The organism is Brevundimonas sp. GN22 (assembly GCF_054824005.1).
Genome location: NZ_JSYD01000051.1, coordinates 1 through 19,132 on the forward strand (window position 1 = coordinate 1; position 19,132 = coordinate 19,132).

A 19,132-nucleotide genomic window follows, 5' to 3' on the forward strand; every position below is an offset into this window, starting at 1 on the left:
GCCGAACACAAACGCCAGCACAAAGCCGCCAACCAAAGTCACAATGAGGCTGTCTGTATGGGGCATCGGCTCTCCGGTCTGTGTCTGGACCTTTACAGTGGGTGCCGAGGGGCATGCTGCCAAGGTCGCAAGCTGCGGAAAAAACCATCCCTTTCCGAATTGCGGCAACGGCGTGGCACAGATGCCGCGCTTGACGCCATGCAGCACGGCAACCATAGTCCGTTTCGAATAAGAACTGACCTCAGGACGGCCGCCGGTGAACGCCATACCCCAAGTCGAAAAGAGCGATATCCGGTTTGCGGCCAAGGATGGATACCTGTTGGCGGGCCGTCTCTATCGCGGGGCACCGCCGCAGATGGCTATTCTGGTGTCCTCCGGCACAGCCTATCCGCAGGGCTTCTACGAGCGCTTCGCACACTGGATGGCCCAGCGCGGAGCCGTGGTCCTGACCTATGACTATCGCGGTATTGCGGCATCCGCCCCCGAGACGCTCAAGGGCTTTGACGTTGACTACCCCGACTGGGGCCGGCTGGATCAACCCGCTGCACTCAAGGCCCTGATCGCAGACGCCCCTGACCTGCCTGTCTATCACGTCGGCCACAGCGTAGGCGGCAGCTTCATCGGCTTCATGCCCAACCAAGACCTCATCCGCCGCCATGCCTTCGTGTCGGTAGGCTCCGGTTACTGGCCCCACCACCACCGCCGCTATAATCCGATGGAGCTGTTCTTCTGGTTCGGCTTTGGCCCCGCCCATTTGCGCCGTCACGGCTATATCAAACAGGGCAAGCTCTGGGCGGGCACCGACCTGCCCGGACGGGTGTTCTCGACGTGGAAACGCTGGTGTCAGAAGCCGGATTATTTCCTTTCCGAACTCCGCAGCGGTGCACTCGGACCCCATGGCTATGATGCGGTTCGTAGCCCAATCCGCTCATGGCTGTTTACCGACGATCCTATCGCGACGGCCAAATCCGCACCGGTTCTGATGAGCGCCTATTCTTCGGCCCCTCAACAGAGCGTTATGAAATCGCCCTCCGACTATGGCCGCGCGAAGATCGGTCACGAGGGTGCGTTCCGAAAAGGCATGGAGCCTTTGTGGCAGGAAATCCTCGACTGGTTCGAGCAAGACCTTCCGGCCGCTGCCTCCGCTGCCTAAATCCTTCACACCCTCTTCTGTGCAACGGATTACAGTCATGGCCTATGGAACCCAGCCCACCGTCAGCATCGACGGTTTTGAAATCCCCCTACTGGGTTTCGGTACATGGCAACTGAAGGGCGACGACGCCCGCCGAATGGTCACCGAGGCTCTGCGTATTGGCTATCGCCATATCGACACGGCCTTCATCTATGACAACGAGACCGAGGTCGGCCAGGGCATCAAGGACGCTGGCGTGGCCCGCGACGACTTCTTCCTGACGACCAAGATCTGGGTCACCAACCTGACCCGCGACGCCCTGCTCAAACAGGCCGAAGAAAGCGCCGAGCGTCTAGGCTCCACCCCTGACCTGCTGTTGCTACACTGGCCCAAGCCCCAGCCGGAACTCAGCGAAACCATCGCCGCGCTTAACGAAGCGAAGGACAGGGGCCTGACCCGCGCCATCGGCCTGTCCAACTATCCGTCGGCCCTGTGGCAAGAGGCACAAGATCTGTCGCCTGCCAAACTGGTCACCAACCAAATGGAATACCACCCGCTGCTGAGCATCAACGCGCTCAAGGCCAAGGCTTCGGAACTTGGTTCGTCCCTAACGGCGTGGTCGCCTCTGGCGCGCGGCAAGGTTCTGGACGAGCCCGTTGTCGTCGAGATCGCAGAGAAGTACGGCAAGACCCCCGGACAAGTGACCCTGCGCTGGATCATCCAGCAAGGCATCATCGCTATCCCCAAGACTGCCAGCGAAGCCCGCGCCCGCGAAAACTTCGACGTCTTCGACTTTGCCCTGACCGATGACGAAATCGCCCGCATGGCCACACTGGCCAGCGGTTACCGCGTCGGTGACCACCTCGATCCCGCCTTCAGGTGGGACGCCACTTAAATCTGCTCCCGAGCGCGTGATTGGACGAAACGGGCAATCACGCGCACCCTCCCCGAAGTGACACCTTGCGTACCCTGCAACGACCGTTCTGGGAGGGACGTCATGGGTTCGATACTGGGTTTTCCGGCGACTGACCCCGTCGACCTGATCGTAGGTGCCCGCGTAAAGCGATGGCGCGATCGCCGGGGCATGGATCACAACGAACTGGCCGCTCTGCTGCACCTCAGCGCCGCCGATGTTCGCATGATCGAAGCGGGCCGCCGCCACCTGAACAGTGCCGAACTGGATGCCACCACCCGTGCCCTTCGCCTGCCCATCTGGGCCTTGGTTACAGACACTCCGGCCCACTGACGCAAAGCCACAGGTGACAGACGGCGCAATGCCGCCTAATCCACGCTTATGGCCTACAAATCCCTTCGCGATTTCATCGATCAGCTGGAAGCACAGGGCGAACTGGTTCGCGTATCCGAACCCGTCTCTACCGTGCTGGAAATGACCGAGATCCAGACCCGCCTGCTGCGTAACGGCGGACCGGCTGTGATCTTTGAAAAGCCCGTCATGCCCGACGGCTCGGTCAGCCCTATCCCCTGCCTTGTAAACCTGTTCGGCACGGTCAAACGCGTGGCTATGGGCGTGACGCTGGAAAACAAACAGCGCACCACCACCGGTGAGTTGCGCGAAGTTGGCAAACTGCTGGCCTTCCTGAAAAATCCGGTCCCGCCGCGCGGCCTTGGCGAAGCGATGGAAATGCTGCCGCTGGCCAAAACCGTCATGTCGATGCGTCCCAAGACCGTGAAGAAGGCTCCGGTCCAGGAGGTCGTTCTGACCGGCGACGATATCGACCTGACCAAACTGCCGATCCAGTCGTGCTGGCCGGGTGAGCCTGCGCCGCTAATTACTTGGGGCCTCGTGGTCACCAAGGGCCCGAGCGACGATCGCGAAGACGACTTCAACCTCGGCATCTACCGCATGCAGGTGCTGGGCAAGGACAAGACCATCATGCGCTGGCTGGCCCACCGTGGTGGCGCGCAGCACTATGCCCGCCACAAGAAGGCCGGCAAGCGCGAGCCCCTACCCTGCGCCGTGGTTCTGGGTGCTGACCCCGGCACCATTCTGGCCGCTGTGACACCAGTGCCGGAAACCCTGTCGGAATATCAGTTCGCTGGCCTGATGCGCGGCGAAAAGGCCGAGCTGGTGCCGTGCAAGACCGTGCCGCTGATGGTCCCCGCCCAAGCCGAGATCGTTCTGGAAGGCCACGTCCTGCTTGACGAGCACCATCCCGAAGGTCCGTATGGCGATCACACCGGTTACTACAACTCGGTCGAGACCTTCCCCGTCTTCCAGGTCACCGCCATCGCAATGCGCAAGGACCCGATCTATCTGACCACCTTCACGGGTCGTCCGCCGGATGAGCCGTCAGTGCTGGGCGAGGCGCTGAACGAGGTCTTCATCCCGCTGCTGCAACAGCAGTTCCCCGAGATCGTCGACTTCTGGCTGCCGCCGGAAGGCTGCTCCTACCGCATCGCCGTGGTGTCGATGAAGAAGGCCTACCCCGGTCACGCCAAGCGCGTGATGATGGGCTGCTGGTCGTTCCTGCGTCAGTTCATGTACACCAAGTGGATCATCGTCGTGGATCACGACGTGAACGCCCGCGACTGGAAGGACGTCATGTGGGCCATCTCCACCAAGATGGACCCCGCGCGCGACATCACCGTCATCGAGGGCACTCCGATCGATTATCTGGACTTCGCATCGCCCGAGAGCGGTCTGGGCTCCAAGATCGGCCTCGACGCCACTGACAAATGGGAACCCGAGACCAAGCGCGAATGGGGCGAGGTTATCCAGATGGACGACGACGTCATCGAGCGCGTCAACGACATCTGGGACAAGCTGGGCCTGCCCGGCGATGGCACCCCGATCTGGAAGAAAGACTAACGACCGGAACAGCGGGCGCGGCGCGAGGGGTGTTGCGCCCACTGACATTTAAAGCCTGCACCGCGGAGGGGCCAAGAGTGCGTTCGAGTTCTTCTTCAGCTTCTACGGCCTGTTACTGGGCCTGTGTGTCGCTGAACTGGTCGGCGGCTTTGCTCGCATTTTGCACGAACGCAATCGCGTACGCTTTGGATGGCTGACACCGGCTTTGGCGCTGTTTGTCGCTATCGATATCGCGACCTTCTGGAATCAAGCCTGGATTATCTTCCGGGGCGCGCCGTTCAACTTGTCCCTGCTCGTCTTCGGACTGGTGATCACCTCGACCTTCTATATCGCTGCCAGCGTCACCTTCCCCCGCCTTACGGAAACCGAAACCGATAAAGTCGATCTGGACCAGCATTTCTGGACACATCGCAAGACGGTCTTCGTCTGCATTCTGGCTGCGAACCTGATGGTTGCGACATTCATGCTGTTGTTGGCCCAAGGCAACGCCGAGTTTGCTCGCCTTGCCAGCTCGGTGAGGCTGTGGGTCGGTGTCGCCTTCTTCATTGGCTGTTCGGCTACCGCCGCCTTTGCCCGCTCCCGTAAGGTGGTAAAAATCGCGCTGATTGTGGTGCTGCTTTACAGCATGTGGCAGGTCTCCAACTCGGCAACACTGTTGATACAGGCCGGCGGATGGGCTCCGGCTTTGACCGCCGAATAGGCCCTTAGTTTCGCCATCCTTGGCAATGAACCTCCATCCCGACCAAGCGTTCGGGGTTGGCTCGCTTTGGGCCGGAGAGTTGTCGCCATGATGTTCGCCCACCTGCTCAAAGGCATACTCGTCACCCTGACGATAGTCGGGGCCAGTCTCAGCCTGCCTGACGCCCCGCGCGCTGCCGATATCGAACGCGAAGCTGGCGAACAAGACTTCTGCGATACCGACTTTAATGGCCCACCCGAGGACCTTGTCGCCAAGGCGGACGAAGTCCATCCGATGGCGCTGATCTGTGCCGTTCGCCAATATTGGGAGCGCGGTGACCGTCTTAAGGCGGCATTCTGGTACCGCATCTGGATTATCCGGACCGATCCATGGGTTCGCGATGACTGGGAGTTCGACGTCGTGCGCGATGTCATGGGGGGCCAGTTTGCGCTGAAAATTGGCGAATGGGCCGCCAGCGATTTGACGCACTATGTGGAACTGCTCGACCGCGCTCATGCCTATGAGGCGAAGCTTCCTCTTTCTCCGCTCAAACCCTCGCGCATGTCACAGCAGGACTGGGACGCCACGGTCGCCCAATCCCGCAAGGACCTGAAAGAACAACACGTCTCCAGCCTGCAGCCGGGCGAGATCGAGGCCATCAACCAACAGCGCGCCGCCCTTGGCCAATATATCGGGCCTTTCAAAGAGCCGGGCAGCCCGCTTCGCGAGGACTGGCGTTAAGGGTCCCCGGCGTGGGTAGGCAAGCCCGCGCATATCTGTGATCTTTGAGAATCGAAACCGCACTTCGATCAAAGGAACGGCCTCATGTTCAAACAGACCCTCTGCGCAACAGCGACGTGCGCGGCCTTGCTGCTGCCCACGGCATCGTCGGCTGCCATTGCAGCCGCACCGCCTGTCGTTCAGGAAGCCGCCCCCGAGGCTGAAGCTCCCCCTAGCGCGGACTTTGTTCTGGCCAATCTGGACAGCGTCTCGCCGCTCAACCTGATCTATGTGGCGTCGGAGCAATGGTCCGTCGGCAACAGGCTGCAGGCTGCGTTCTGGTACTATGTCTGGCAAATTCGTACCGAGCCGTGGGCCGTCGCCGAATCCGGCTTTTCGGAACCCCGCGCCGCCATCAACCAGAGCGTTGGCACAACCATCAACGGCTGGATCTTCTCCGATCCGGAACTGATGTACGAGATTTCCGAGCGGGCTATCAGCTATGAGGCCAAGCTGCCGTTGTGGAGCCGAATGCCCGAGGGGGTGACCGAGCCCCAGTGGGCCGAGCTGATCGCCTCCACGCGCGCAACCTACGCCCGCGACCTTCAGGAAAGCTTCGTTGCGACGCCGCCGGACCGGATCCGCGAGCTTCGCCGTCAGAACGGGCTGGCCGTTGGCCCCCTACCTGACGAGGGTGCCCCCCTGCCAGAAGAGTGGCGCTAAGCCTTCAACTTTACAAAGTTTCGCACTTATTCCGCCGCGCCTCGCCGAACTCCCCGACGGCGACCGACGTTCCTTACCCATTGTTTAACCGGCGACCCGTGTGGCCGGTGCTGGGGAGGTTCCTAGAGTATGATGAACATTAAAAATCGCGGCGCACTGCTGGCTGCCGTCTGCGTAGCCACCCTGTCGCTGGCCGCCTGTGGCCAAGGCAAGGGTGAAGGCGAAACCAAGGGTAACCCGCTCGAAAACGTGGTCGATGCTGCCAAGGGCGGCGACGCTACCGAAAAGTTCAACGGTTACGTCGAAGGCTTCAACAAGCTGATCGACGACAACTGGGGCGTTCAAAAGAACTACGTCCGCTATCAGGAGCTGGATCTGCCGTCCAAGTCGCCTGATGCGAACATCCACTTCTTTGAAAACATCACCACCCTCGATTCCGCACTGAAGGCAATCAAAGAAGCGCGCGCCATGAGCGGAAACGCCTCGTCGAACGCTGCGGATGCGGCCGCTGACAAGGTGATCGCGAACGGCGACAAGCTGCTGGCGCAGTGGAAAGAACTGGCTCCCTACTACTCGTCGCGCGCCTATCGCGAAGATGCTCTGGCCAAGGGCAAGGCTGCGCACGAAAGCCTGATCGCCAACTACACCGCCACGCTCGCCGCCATCGACGAACTGGACGTCGCGATCACCAAATATCAGCGCGACGTCGCGGAAAAGCGCATCGTCGACTTCCGCAAGTCGGGCCACAACACCGAAGCTGACGTTGTCGAAGCCATGTATCTGGCAGACCACTTCACCACCGCTGTGATCGAGGAAAAAATCGCAGACGCCGACGCCCAACTGCCGAAGTTCCAAGCCGCAGTGACCAAGCTGCGCCAGACCGAGCAAGGCCTTGCCGCCGACGCCACCAATAAGTCTGATATCAACTCCCTGGTTGGCTATCTGGAATCCCTGATCGGCAACTGGCTCGACTATAAGCAGAGCAACAGCAACTCCGACCTCGAGAGCGTGGTGGATTACTACAACCGCGCCATCGGCGAGATGGACGACATCGAAATGCCGGGCTAACCCGCGCTCGCACTTTCAAGAAAGCCCCCGATGCCCACGGCGTCGGGGGCTTTTTCGTATCCGGCACTGGCATCGGCGGCAAACAGGCCTAAAAGAATGGCCCTCAAGTCGCCTGTTGGAGGGGTGTTATGCGACGGGTTACCCTTGCGGCCGTGATGGTCGCCCTGATGTCGAGTCCTGCCATGTCCGAGAACGCTCCGATCAAGAATACCGCACCGTGGGATCAGGCCTTCCTGCCGCCCGTGCCCCAGTGGAACGGCGCATCGCGCGCGCTGCTGCGCCCTGCCAGCGATCCGTGGGCCTCGGGCTTTGAACAGGACCCAGAGCTGAACTTCAGCCCGAACTATGCCGACACCCGCGCATGGTTCGACCGTCTGGACGCCGCGTCTGACCTGATCCGCATCGAGAGCTTCGGCACCTCGCCGGAAGGCCGCGACATCTATGCCGTGATCGCCTCGAAAGATGGCGCACAGTTCGATCCGGCCAAGCCGACCGTGCTCATTCAGGCCGGCATCCACCCCGGCGAGATCGACGGCAAGGACGCTGGCATGATGCTGCTACGTGACATTGCCTTCTACGGCAAGGATCACCTGCTGGACGGTGCCAACCTGATCCTGATCCCGATCCTCAGCGTCGACGGCCATGAACGCGCCAGCGCCTATTCGCGCCCGAACCAACGTGGCCCGCGCATCCAAGGCTGGCGCAACACCGGCACCAACCAGAACCTGAACCGCGACTACCTCAAGCTCGATCAGCCCGAGATGCGCGCTGTCCGTGGCCTGATCCTGAAGTACAACCCCGACATCTACGTCGACGTCCACGTCACCGACGGGATGGACTATCAGTACGACGTCACCTTCGGCTTCACCGGCGAGGATGAAACCTTCACCCGCTCGCCCGCCATCGCCGAGTGGCTGAACGAAGGCTTCAAGCCCTCGATCTACAAGGCGCTGGAAGACAACGGCCACATCCCCGGCGAACTGGTCTTCGGCATCGACGACGACGATCCTCGTGCGGGCCTGAACGACGGTGGTCTGGGCGAGCGTTTCTCGAACGGCTGGGGTGATGCGGCCCACATCCCGACCATCCTGATCGAGAACCACAGCCTGAAGCCGCACGACCAGCGCGTGCTGGGCACCTATGTCTTCATCGAAGAGACTTTGAAGGTCATGGCAGAGCGCGTGGCCGAGGTTCGCGCCGCCATCGCCGCCGACCGCGCCCTGCGCCCCGAAGTCCTGCAAGCCAACTTCGTTCAGGTTGATCAACCGACCGAGTATGCGCCGTTCAAAGGCATCAAATACGAAATGGTCGAAAGCGCCGCCTCGGGCCGCAAGGAAGTCCGCTGGCTGGGCGAGGCTGATCCGGAACTGTGGTCGATGCCGTGGTACGGCTCGCGTCCGACGCTGGAACTGAAGCGCCCGAAAGCCTACTGGGTCCCCGCCTATCGCACCGACATCATCGAGCGTCTGGCCGCCTCTGGCATCGAGATGACCCGCGTGGATGCGCCGACCGCCGTCGATGTCACCATGCTGCGTGTCCAGAACCCCAAGCTGACCACCCGCGCCAACGAAGGCCACGTCGAAGTCCGTATCGACGGCGTGACCGAACAGGCCACCAACTGGACCTTCGCCCCCGGTTCGGTCCGCGTTTCGACCGATCAGCCTTTGGGCGATCTGGTCATGCTGGCGCTGGAGCCCCAGTCCCGCGAAAGCTATTTCGCATGGGGCATGTTCCTCGAAGTGCTGAGCCGCGTGGAATACATCGAGCCCTACGCTATCGCCCCGCTGGCCGATAAGATGCTGGCCGCCGATCCGGCCCTCAAGGCCGCGTTCGAGGCCAAACTGGCCGCCGAGCCGGAGTTTGCCGCCAACCCGCACGCCCGTCTGGCTTGGTTCTATGAGCGCACGCCCTTCTACGACCAGCGCTACCTGCTCTATCCCGTGGCGCGCGAAAACTGATGGTCCCCTCGACCATTCAGGCCGCGGCCCTGTGGGGCGGATTGCTGATCCTGCTGCTGTTTGTCCTTTCCGGACTGGCAGCGGGGCGCCGCCGCAGCTTGCGCATTCCCTTTGGCGATGGCGGACAGAGCGATCTGTCCGTCGCCGTGCGCGCCTTCGGCAATGCAACCGAATACATCCCCGCCGGACTGTGCGGCCTGATCCTACTGGCGTTTCTCGACACCCCGCCTGCCCTGATCCATCTGGTCGGCGGTCTGATGTTCGCCGGTCGCCTGATCCACGCCGGAGCCGTCCTCTACCTCCCCGGCCTGTCTCTCGCCCGTGCCGCAGGCATGACCCTGACATGGCTGTCCATGCTCATCGCCGGTATCAGCCTGATCGCGTGGTCGGTACTGTAGGACGGATGAGCTTTTTATAGACGCACTAGATGTAGATTAGTGCCTTTACCCAAGTTTACGCCACTCGCGCGGACTTAATGTCATCTTGTTCCTGACCAATGTTCGTGCGTTGGAGAGCGAGATGGCCAGTCGTTCAAAACTCGGTGGCTTAATCGGCTTATCGCTCTGGATAGCAGTCAGCGCTTCCGCATGTGCGCCGACGATCCTGCAACTTACCGATATGGATCGGGCTATCTTTCGTGAGACGGTAAAGCAATACCAGATCGCCGTTGTTCCGCTCTGCAATCCAGAAGCCGTCGCACTCTATACGAATGCACGAAAGTCCCGTGATGAAGAGTTTCTAAACTCGCTCCGCGACACCCAGTTGCAGCAAGATTATGACCAAGCCGTCGCGGAGTTCCACGCACGAGAGCGGCTCTGGATTCGAGAATGCTCCTACCCTCCGCCACCTCCGGGGACGGACCCGGAAGCGATCCGGCTGGGACGTTTCATTCGGACCGAACCGCTGACGTCGCCTCAACCTCGCTGAAGTTCGACCAGCCAAGCTTTGAGAAAGCCGAACACCTGCCTACGGTCGATCTCCGCGTCTCCGGAGTTCGATCATGTACCTTGTCGCCGTATTGCAGGCGGTCACGCCGTTCATCTTCCCTGATTTTACGACACCCGCCCCAAGAGATCTTAGTTTTGAAGCGGGATACGCCATCGCCGATAGCGGCCCGTGGGCCGTAGAATTCTATACGCGCGGTTGGGGAGATAACGCCCAGTGGGTGGCACGACGCTCGCTGGTCATCCCGAATGGTCGAGAACAGATTACGTGGCTGACCGAGGCTGACTGTCCTGCCATGCGCAGTGTATTGGAGACCCTCAACGACTATTCCATCGGATCCATCCGCGTGCCGTACCTCGGCCCCCGCCCTCAGCCCCGCATCCTGTGGCCGCGGCCCAAAGGGCCGCCGACAGAGGCCGCGACCTACACCGTCTGGGGGCGAGGCCGTCAAGCTGATGGAAGCTTTGCCGACTATAGCGTCTCAGCCACGGCAGGCATGGTCGCCGAATGGACGAAGATGGCGAACAACACCCTGAAGTCATGCTGGACCGCGCCGCAGACGCCTGAGTAAGCCGCGTTAGATGTTGCGGTTGTAAGGCGCGTCGGCCATATCCGGTGCATGTCCGCATCGACGCCCTCCGCCTCGCCCGATCCTTCCATGCTGCACGATCTCGTCTCTGCTGCCCTCAAGGCCGGAGCCGACGCCGCCGAAGCTGCAACCGCTCGCCGCGCCTCGCTGGCTGTCGGTGTACGCAACACGGCGCTGGAGGAAGTCGAGCGGGAGGAATCCACCGACCTTGGCCTGCGCGTCTTCATCGGCAAGCGTCAGGCGACCGTGTCGTCGTCCGACTTGTCCGATGCCACCCGTGGCCGTCTGGTCGAGCGCGCCATCGCCATGGCCCGCCTCGCGCCCGAAGACCCCTATGCGTCGCTGGCACCCGAAGAGCTGCTGGCCCACGGCCCGCACGCCGATCTGGACCTGTACGATTCCACCGACCGCAGCGCCGAACAGCTAGAAGCCGCCGCCGTCGCCGCCGAGGCCGCAGCTATGGCCGTGCCGGGCGTGTCGCGCTCGGAGGGTGGCGACTCCTCCTGGATGTCCAGCGAGTGGCAACTGGTCACCTCGCACGGCTTTGTCGGCAACTATCGCGGCAGCGTCTTCTCGGTCGGAGCAGGCGTCATCGCCGAAAAGGATGGCGCGATGGAGCGCGGTGGCGAAAGCCGCTCGCTGCGCCACTTCTCGGACCTGCCATCGCCCGAAGAGATCGGTCAAAAAGCGGGCGAACGCGCCGTCGCCCGTGTGGGCGCGCGCAAGATCGCCTCGACCACCGCACCCGTCATCTTTGAAAACCGTATCGCCACCCAAGTCCTGTCTCCGCTGCTGGGGGCCATCTCGGGTCCGTCGATTGCGCGGGGTTCGTCCTTCCTGAAGGACAAGCTGAACGAACTGGTTCTGCCGCAACGGATGGACCTTGTGGACGATCCCTTCCGTGTGCGCGGCCAAGGCTCGACCCCGTTCGATGACGAGGGCGTCCGCGTCGAAAAGCGCAACCTTGTCGAAGATGGTCGCCTGACCACGTGGCTGCTGAACACGTCATCGGCGGCGCAACTGGGCATGACCTCGACGGGTCACGCCTCGCGCGGTCTGGTCGGCCCGTCGGGTGTTTCGGCCCACAATGTCCATCTGACGGCTGGTGAAGGCAATCTGGACGACCTGATGGCCTCGGCGGGCACCGGCCTGCTGATTACCTCCATGTTTGGCCCTTCGCTGAACGGCAACACCGGCGACTGGTCTGCCGGTGTGTCAGGCTTCTGGTTCGAAAACGGCGAACGCGCCTATCCGGTCAGCGAGGTCACAGTCGCTGGCAATCTGATCGAGCTTTACGCCCGCCTGCAACGTGCCGGCGACCTTGAGTTCCGTAATGCGTTCAACGTCCCGTCGCTGCTGTTCGACAAGGTAGCCATCGCGGGCAAATGACCTCTCTGGACCAAGACCTTCAGCTTATCCGTCAGGCCGCGTTCGACGCAGGCCAGATGGCGCTCGACTATCGCGACGCCGGGCTGAAGGTCTGGTCCAAGGAAAACGCCTCTCCGGTGACCGACGCCGATCTGGCGGTCGATACCTTCCTCAAAGAACGCCTGCTGGGTGCCCGCCCCGATTACGGCTGGCTGTCAGAAGAGACCGCAGACACCACCGACCGCCTCTCTAAAAAGCGCATCTTCGTGGTCGATCCGATTGATGGCACCTCGGCCTTCATGCGCAACAAACCGTGGTGGTGCACCCCCATCGCGGTCGTAGAGGACGGCGAGCCTATCGCCGCCGCCATCTATGCCCCGATGCTGGGCGAGATGTTCGAGGCCACACTCGGCGGCGGTGCCCGTCTTCAGGGCCGCCCCATCACTGCATCCGACACCCGCCAGCTAGAAGAGGCCGAACTTCTCGCCGACGCCCGTCTGATGGAAGCCCGCGAATGGGACGAGCCGTGGCCCCATATGAACTTCTCCAAACGCAACGCTTTGGCCTATCGCATGGCCCTCGTTGCCGCCGGAGCGTTCGATGCCGCCATCGCTATCAGCCCAAAGTGGGACTGGGATGTTTGCGCCGGATCGCTTATCGCCCAGGAGGCCGGAGCAGTCGTTAGTGACCACAAAGGCCAAAAGTGGCGGTTTAATCGCCACGATCCGCGACAAACGAGCATGATTTGCGCCGCACCGGCATTGCACCCGTTGATAATCCGGCGGACAGCGCCTATCCCGCTCACCTTCTGACCCCTCTCCTGTGCAATGGGCCCCTCTCCATGGCTGACAAGCTCGAAACTCAACTGCTTCACCTCGTCATCGGTGGTGAAATGCGTCATCCGTCGGAACCGACCTTCCGCGACCTGAAGGAAGTCGAGTTCGTCGGCGCTTTCGGTTCCTACGACGAAGCCAAGGCTGCCTGGAAGGCACGCGCCCAGGCGACTGTCGATAACGCCCACATGCGCTACTTCATTCTGCACGCGCACAAACTGATCGATCCGCGCGGCGACGCATAAGCGTCGATCAGATACGATCCTGACAAGGGCGGCTGGGGCTAGGGCTTCAGCCGCCCTTGACGTATGGTGGTTCGCTCAACTGCATTGGAGCCATCCCATGACCACACCCATAATGGACGGAGCAGGCATCGGCGCGCTGGTGTCGATGATGATGGTGCTGGTGATGTGGGTCATGATCCTGCGCAACAAACGCGCCCAGGACGACGAACTGGATCGAAAGCTTCTGGAGCGTCAGGAACGCATCGACGCGGAGCGTGCCCGTCACACGTCTGAACCCGCACCGCAGCCCGACGAGAAAGAAAAAGCTGGCCCTTGGGGCTGATTACTCGCGGCGGAGAATCCGCTCGACCAGCAGATCGCCCCACCATTTGGCCCGGAAGGTCCGCGTCGTCTCTACGGGGCAATAGGCTTTGCAGCCCATCCACTCCAGCAGCCCTATTCCCTTGGGCTCTGCCTCCGCGGCATAAGTCTCCAGAACGTGGTCCAGCACGCCCGTCTTGCCCTCGCGGTTGTGCAGGGTGCGGCGGCTCAGTTCGGACTTGGCGACGCCCATTGGCTGTCCCAGCCTGAAGTACCGATACAGCGCCGCCATCAGCCCGGCGCGATCTGCGCCCGACTTGCAGTGGATTAGGGCCGGATACTCAATCGTTTCGAAAATCAGCTTGGCATTCTCGATGCGGTCCAGCGTCGGTGCATCACGCGAGTCCAGCGGAGCATCCACCAGCTTCAGGCCCAGTTTCTCGCAAGCGTCCCGCTCCAGCCAGTAATAGGGCTCGTCGCGTACTCCGCGCAGATTGATAACTGTGCGAATGCCCTGACGCTTCCACCACGCCAGTTGGCGCGGAGACGGCTGATTGCTGCGTACCAAGTTTGCATCAATCCAGTGGGCATTTGTGAAACTCAGCCGGATAAACGCGTGGTCGCCCCAGAAATAGGACCACAAGACCTTGAAACGGTCATAAGGCGAGGACAGATCGGGAAACGACATAAGCGTCAGATAACCTTCGCGAACGCTGCCGTCATCCCTCACACGTTCGCCGCGTCAAGCCAAGCCGCTTGACACACAGCCCCAGTCGTCCGACCGAAGTAAAATGAATAGCCCCGCTCACCACAACGACAAAGACCAGCCGCTTGGTCAGCTCCTGAAGCGTCTGTGGCGCGACTATCTATCGCATCACAAGGTGGCGTTCTTTTCGTCGATCGGTCTGGCGATCTGCGCCGGTGCGCTGACGGCGGGGCTGTTGCGTTTTCTTGAACCGGCCATCGACCTGTTGTTCCAGCCCCATCCGGGCCCTGTCCGTTTTCTGAACGTCTTCACAGTCCAGCCCCAGTGGCTGATCGCGCTCGTTCCAGGCGTTATCATCGCCCTTTCCATCGCCCGATCCCTGACGATGGCGGGACAGGCTGCACTGGTGAACCGGCTGGGCCACGGCATCGTCGGTGACATCCAGAAGCAGCTCTTCTCGCGCATGATCAACGCCGACCTGTCGCGTCTGCGTAACCAGCATTCGGGCACCTTCGTCTCGTCGGTGCTGTTCGACGCCAATCTGGTGCGTGAAGCCTTCACCAACGGCGTGGTGAACTACACCCAGAACGTGCTGATCGTGGTCGGCGTGATGGTAGCGATGGGCTTCATCGACCTGCCGCTGACGCTGATCGTGCTTCTGGGCGTACCGGGCGTCAGTCTGGTGATGCGCAAGTTCGGCAAGCGCTCGCGCAAGGCCGCCAAGGGGGCCATGGCCGAAACCGAGGTGCTTTCCTCCGCCCTGATGGAAAATCTGGACGGCGTGCGCGTCATCAAGATCGAAAACCGCGAACAGGCTGAAGAGGCCAATGTCGCCGCCGTCATCGACCGCCGCCAGCGCCACGTCATCAAAGGTGCCGACAGCCGCGCCTTCGCCGGTCCGGCTTCCGATATCATTGCCTATTCCATCGTCGCCGCGGTCATTGGCTATGCCGGCTGGAGCGCCAGCAAGGGCCAGATGTCCGTGGGCGGCTTTGCGGCCTTCATCGGCATGCTGATGTTGGCAGGTCAGTCGCTGCGCCAGCTGTCCAACCTGACGACCGTCATGTCCGAAGGCATGACCGCCGCGCGTCGCCTGTTCACAGCACTCGATATCCAGCCTGAAATCCGCGAACAGGCGAACCCGCAATCCCTGCCCGCCGGTCCTGTCGAGATCGAATTCCACAACGTCGAGTTCGCCTATTCCACTGCCAACGGGCTCGTACCAACGCTGAACGGCGTGAACCTAAAGGTCTCGCCGGGCGAGACGGTGGCGCTGGTCGGTCCATCGGGTGGTGGCAAGTCCACCATCCTCAGCCTGCTGCCGCGGTTCTATGATGTGACGAGCGGACGCATCACCGCAAACGGCATTGATCTGCGCGATCTCAGCCTGTCATCCCTGCGCGACCAGATCGCTCTGGTGACGCAGGAGCCGTTCCTGTTCGACGACACTATCGCCGCCAACATCGCCTATGGGCGCGAGGCCGCCACCGAAGAACAGATCATCGAGGCGGCCCGTGCTGCGGCGGCCCACGAGTTCATCCTCGGCCTGCCTCAGGGCTATCAGACCCGCGTCGGCGAGGCCGGTGCCCGCCTGTCCGGCGGCCAACGCCAGCGTATCGCCATCGCCCGCGCCTTCCTCAAGAATGCCCCGATCCTGCTGCTCGATGAAGCCACCAGCGCGCTGGACACCGAGAGCGAGGCTCTGGTTCAACAGGCGCTGGACCGCCTGATGGAAGGCCGCGCCACGCTGATGATCGCGCACCGTCTTTCCACCGTGCGTAACGCCGACCGCATCTATGTGATTTCGGCTGGCAAGGTGCTCGAACAAGGCACCCACGACGACCTGATCGCGACTTCGGGCCTTTACGCCCGCCTCGCGCGTCAACAGTCGCTCGACGCCCCCATGGACCTTCTGCCTGACGAGACCGGCGCATGAGGCCCCTGCGCCACCCGTTGATCCAGCGCTCGATTGCGTGGCTGTTCTCTGAATGGCTGCGTTTTTGCTATGCGACCACGCGCTGGACCCGCGAAAACGAGCAGGTTGCCGAAGACGTTTGGGCACAGGACAGCGGCGTGTTGATCGCTTTCTGGCATTCGCGTCTGGGCCTTGCAGCCGGCTCGTGGCCAATGGATCGCGCCCAACCCCCGCGCGCCATGATTTCGTTGTCCGCGGACGGTGAGTTCATCGCCAAGGCCGTCGCCAGACTGGGCATTCCGGCAGTGCGCGGCTCCGCCTCCAACAAAGACAAGAAGGCCACCGCCAAAGGCGGTACCCAAGCCCTGCGTGACGGTCTGAAATACCTGAAGGCAAAGGGAGGTCTGGCCATCACGCCCGACGGCCCCCGTGGCCCTGCGCGAACCATGGCCGAGGGCCTGCCTGTCATGGCGCGAATGTCGGGGGCACCCGTGCTTATCCTCGGCGCATCGGCAAAACCTGCTATCCGCCTGAAAAGTTGGGACCGCGCCCTGATCCCCCTGCCCTTCGCCAAGGGCGCTTTCGTGTGGGACAGGGCCGACTTCCCCCAAGGTGCCGATGTGTCTGAAGTCGCGGCGGAATGGACCGCCCGCATGACCGCAGCCGAAGCCCGCGCAGACGAAATCACCGGACTGGAGCGCGTCTGACCGTGAGCTTCAGCCCCGCTCTTATGGCCTATCGTCTCGGCACCCGCCTTCTTGAACCCCTAGCACCGCGCCTGCTGGACAGCCGCGTCAAGAAGGGCAAGGAAAGCCCGACCCGCGTCGATGAACGACTGGGCATGGCCAGCCTGCGCCGCCCCGCCGGTCCGCTCATCTGGATACACGGCGTCAGCGTCGGCGAAGCCTTGTCGATCCTTCCGCTGGCCGAACGCATCCGTAAAGACCGGCCCGACGTCACCGTTCTGGTCACCACCGGAACCCTGACCTCGGCAGAGGTCATTACCCCGCGCCTCCCCCAAGGCGTGATCCACCAGTTCGCGCCCGTCGATGGCCCGTCCGCCGTGTCTGCCTTCCTGGATCACTGGCAGCCCCAGATCGGCATTTTCGTCGAGAGCGAGCTGTGGCCGAACCTGATCATGGCTGCTCGTGACCGCCGCATACCGTTGGCTCTGGTCAGTGCACGGATCACCTCTCACACGCTGGAAGGCTGGCAAAAGGCTCCGGGCATGGCCCGCACCCTGATGTCCGCCTTCGCCCACGTCTGGCCCCAGGATCAGGAGGGCGCAGAGCGCCTGACCTCCATGGGTGGCCGCGTGGACGGCATGGTCAACCTCAAGCTTTCCGGCGAGCCACTGCCTTACGACCGCGCCGAGTTCTCGCGTCTTTCGGGCCTGATCGGGGATCGCCCCGTGATCGTGATCGCTTCGACCCACGAGAACGAGGAACGGGCGCTTGCCAAGGCACTGAAGGCTCTGGTTCCGCGCCTGCTGCTTGTCGTTGTGCCTCGCCATCCCGAACGTGCGCCCGAGATTGTCGAAGAGTTGCAACTGGACGGCTGGAAGCTGACCCGGCGCTGCGTGGGCGGCGATATCGAAGACGGGATTGATCTCTACCTCGCCGACACCCTGGGCGAGTTAGGCCTCTTTATGCGCCTGTCCGACGTGGTGGTGCTGGGCGGCTCGTTCGCTCCGGCGCTCAGTGGAGGCAGCGTGGGCGGGCACAATCCGCTGGAGCCTGCCCGACTGGGCAAGCCGACTTTCAGCGGACCCGACGCGGCCAACTGGCAGCAGGTCAACCGTATGCTCAAACACTCAGGCGGGCTGGTCAGCGTGCTGGCCCCCGACGAATTGCGCGATCTTATTGAACCGCTACTTAAAGATCCGGACGGGGCCCGCGCCATGGGCGAGCGCGCCCGCCGCGCGGCCAATGAAGCCTCTGCGGGTCTGGATCGACTGTGGCTGGCTCTTCAGGCCCACCTCCCCCCCGCCCCCAAGCCGGAGCGGAGACGTCCCCGATGAAACTAAACACCCCGCGCTGGTGGTACACCCGCGATCGCAGCCACGCCCCGATCACCCGCATGGCACTCAAGCCCCTGTCGTGGGTCTGGGCGGGCGTGACCGCACGCAAGATTGCCAATACCAAGGGCTATGCCCCCGGTATTCCCGTGATCTCGGTCGGTAATCTGACGGTGGGCGGCTCTGGCAAGACGCCGATCACCCGCGAGATCCTCCGCTTACTGCGTGAGCAGGGGCACGCTCCGTCGGCACTATCGCGGGGTTACGGTGGTAAGCTGGAGGGTCCTGTGGTTGTCGACTTGGACACCCACTCCGCCGAGGACGTTGGCGACGAACCCCTGATGCTGGCCCAAGACGGCATGGTGGTTATCAGCCGTGATCGTGTCGCGGGTGCCAAGGCCGCTGTCGCCGCCGGAGCCGACTATCTGGTCATGGATGATGGCCATCAGAACCCGTCCCTCATCAAGGACATCAGCCTGATTGTGGTCGATGGCGAGACCCGTAATGACGAATGGCCGTTTGGAGATGGTTCCGTCTTCCCATCCGGTCCCATGCGCGAGCCGATTGCCGCAGGTCTTGCGCGTGCGGACGCTGTAATTGTCCTCCTGCCGACTGATTTGGATAAAGCAGACCCCGAGTTGATTGCTGTATTCGGTGATCTTCCTGTCTTCACTGCCCGCCTGGCGGCTATTTCTGCCCCGCCAGCGGGTCCCCAAGTCGGCTTTGCCGGCATTGCGAAACCCTGGAAGGTCGAGCGCTCGTTGATCGCGGCAGGGTGTGATCTCAAGGATTTCGTACCTTTGCCGGATCACGCCATCCTGACGAAGGATCAATTTAACTTCTTGAAAGAACGCGCGAAAGTTTTCGATGCAGGTCTGGTCACGACCGAAAAAGACTGGGTTCGACTGTCACCGGAAAAGCGCGAAAGTATTCAAGCTTGGCCATTAAATGCACGCTTTGACGATCCGGCCGGTTTTACCAAGTGGTTGGTTGCCGACAATGTGATAGCGCCAACCTAAATTTACAATTTACCGTATCCATTAGACACTACTAAGCTTTCAATCCGTTATAGTTACTTCCCCCCATGCGGAACTGAGAGTTTAT

Annotated in this window: 22 protein-coding genes; 20 read left to right on the plus strand and 2 right to left on the minus strand. The window is 62.0% G+C overall.

What is annotated here, in order from left to right; all coding sequences use genetic code 11:
- The coding region (locus OB03_RS07875) for a hypothetical protein (protein WP_461343759.1) at positions 1–216 on the minus strand (216 nt) is incomplete at its 3' end.
- 40 nt (positions 217–256) lie between these two features.
- On the opposite strand from OB03_RS07875, the gene OB03_RS07880 reads away from it, so the two are divergent.
- From OB03_RS07880 to OB03_RS07955, 16 genes are all read left to right on the plus strand, one after another.
- Positions 257–1,153 (plus strand): alpha/beta hydrolase family protein, encoded by an 897-nt coding sequence (locus OB03_RS07880; RefSeq protein WP_461343760.1) that lies wholly within the window; start codon positions 257–259, stop codon positions 1,151–1,153.
- Between the two features lie 37 nt (positions 1,154–1,190).
- A complete protein-coding gene (locus OB03_RS07885; RefSeq protein WP_461343761.1) occupies positions 1,191–2,027 on the plus strand; it encodes an aldo/keto reductase in 837 nt (278 codons plus the stop codon).
- Positions 2,028–2,129: 102 nt separating this feature from the next.
- Positions 2,130–2,378, plus strand: a complete 249-nt coding sequence (locus tag OB03_RS07890; protein WP_242915480.1) for a helix-turn-helix domain-containing protein — start codon at positions 2,130–2,132, stop codon at positions 2,376–2,378.
- Between the two features lie 48 nt (positions 2,379–2,426).
- Positions 2,427–3,962, plus strand: a complete 1,536-nt coding sequence (locus OB03_RS07895) for a UbiD family decarboxylase (RefSeq protein WP_461343762.1) — start codon at positions 2,427–2,429, stop codon at positions 3,960–3,962.
- A 160-nt stretch (positions 3,963–4,122) separates the two neighbouring features.
- On the plus strand, positions 4,123–4,662 hold the full coding sequence (locus OB03_RS07900) for a hypothetical protein (RefSeq protein WP_461343763.1): 540 nt from the start codon (positions 4,123–4,125) through the stop codon (positions 4,660–4,662).
- Between the two features lie 87 nt (positions 4,663–4,749).
- Positions 4,750–5,382: a hypothetical protein gene (locus tag OB03_RS07905; protein WP_242915474.1), complete on the plus strand. Its 633-nt coding sequence runs from the start codon at positions 4,750–4,752 to the stop codon at positions 5,380–5,382.
- Positions 5,383–5,466: 84 nt separating this feature from the next.
- The gene (locus tag OB03_RS07910; protein WP_242915473.1) at positions 5,467–6,084 is read left to right on the plus strand and encodes a hypothetical protein; all 618 of its coding nucleotides are present in this window, start codon (positions 5,467–5,469) and stop codon (positions 6,082–6,084) included.
- A 129-nt stretch (positions 6,085–6,213) separates the two neighbouring features.
- A complete protein-coding gene (locus OB03_RS07915; protein WP_461343764.1) occupies positions 6,214–7,152 on the plus strand; it encodes a DUF3829 domain-containing protein in 939 nt (312 codons plus the stop codon).
- 128 nt (positions 7,153–7,280) lie between these two features.
- Positions 7,281–9,110, plus strand: coding sequence for a M14 family metallopeptidase (locus OB03_RS07920; RefSeq protein WP_461343765.1), 1,830 nt, complete (start codon positions 7,281–7,283; stop codon positions 9,108–9,110).
- Positions 9,110–9,508 carry an MAPEG family protein gene (locus tag OB03_RS07925; RefSeq protein ID WP_242915467.1) on the plus strand — a complete coding sequence of 133 codons (399 nt, stop codon included), beginning with the start codon at positions 9,110–9,112 and terminating at the stop codon, positions 9,506–9,508. The genes OB03_RS07920 and OB03_RS07925 overlap by 1 nt, the downstream gene beginning before the upstream one ends.
- An 85-nt stretch (positions 9,509–9,593) precedes the next feature.
- Positions 9,594–10,037: a hypothetical protein gene (locus OB03_RS07930; RefSeq protein WP_461343766.1), complete on the plus strand. Its 444-nt coding sequence runs from the start codon at positions 9,594–9,596 to the stop codon at positions 10,035–10,037.
- Positions 10,038–10,110: 73 nt separating this feature from the next.
- On the plus strand, positions 10,111–10,626 hold the full coding sequence (locus OB03_RS07935) for a hypothetical protein (RefSeq protein WP_461343767.1): 516 nt from the start codon (positions 10,111–10,113) through the stop codon (positions 10,624–10,626).
- Between the two features lie 48 nt (positions 10,627–10,674).
- Entirely contained in the window at positions 10,675–12,033 is a 1,359-nt protein-coding gene (locus tag OB03_RS07940; protein WP_461343768.1) for a TldD/PmbA family protein, read from the plus strand.
- Positions 12,030–12,824 (plus strand): 3'(2'),5'-bisphosphate nucleotidase CysQ, encoded by a 795-nt coding sequence (locus OB03_RS07945; RefSeq protein WP_242915459.1) that lies wholly within the window; start codon positions 12,030–12,032, stop codon positions 12,822–12,824. Before OB03_RS07940 ends, OB03_RS07945 begins: the two co-directional genes overlap by 4 nt.
- A 29-nt stretch (positions 12,825–12,853) precedes the next feature.
- Positions 12,854–13,090, plus strand: a complete 237-nt coding sequence (locus OB03_RS07950) for a DUF4170 domain-containing protein (protein WP_242915457.1) — start codon at positions 12,854–12,856, stop codon at positions 13,088–13,090.
- A gap of 97 nt (positions 13,091–13,187) precedes the next feature.
- A complete protein-coding gene (locus OB03_RS07955; protein ID WP_242915455.1) occupies positions 13,188–13,412 on the plus strand; it encodes a hypothetical protein in 225 nt (74 codons plus the stop codon).
- Here OB03_RS07955 and OB03_RS07960 read toward each other — a convergent pair whose 3' ends face one another.
- Positions 13,413–14,078, minus strand: a complete 666-nt coding sequence (locus OB03_RS07960; RefSeq protein ID WP_242915453.1) for a fused DSP-PTPase phosphatase/NAD kinase-like protein — start codon at positions 14,076–14,078, stop codon at positions 13,413–13,415.
- 103 nt (positions 14,079–14,181) lie between these two features.
- On the opposite strand from OB03_RS07960, the gene OB03_RS07965 reads away from it, so the two are divergent.
- The 4 genes from OB03_RS07965 to lpxK are packed head-to-tail and all read left to right on the plus strand — an operon-like array spanning position 14,182 to position 19,047.
- On the plus strand, positions 14,182–16,032 hold the full coding sequence (locus tag OB03_RS07965) for an ABC transporter ATP-binding protein (RefSeq protein WP_461343769.1): 1,851 nt from the start codon (positions 14,182–14,184) through the stop codon (positions 16,030–16,032).
- Positions 16,029–16,718: a lysophospholipid acyltransferase family protein gene (locus tag OB03_RS07970; RefSeq protein ID WP_461343770.1), complete on the plus strand. Its 690-nt coding sequence runs from the start codon at positions 16,029–16,031 to the stop codon at positions 16,716–16,718. Before OB03_RS07965 ends, OB03_RS07970 begins: the two co-directional genes overlap by 4 nt.
- Positions 16,719–16,720: 2 nt before the next feature.
- Positions 16,721–18,031 (plus strand): 3-deoxy-D-manno-octulosonic acid transferase, encoded by a 1,311-nt coding sequence (locus tag OB03_RS07975; RefSeq protein ID WP_461343771.1) that lies wholly within the window; start codon positions 16,721–16,723, stop codon positions 18,029–18,031.
- A complete protein-coding gene (gene lpxK / locus OB03_RS07980) occupies positions 18,028–19,047 on the plus strand; it encodes a tetraacyldisaccharide 4'-kinase (RefSeq protein WP_242915445.1) in 1,020 nt (339 codons plus the stop codon). Before OB03_RS07975 ends, lpxK begins: the two co-directional genes overlap by 4 nt.
- The last annotated feature ends 85 nt before the right edge of the window (positions 19,048–19,132 follow it).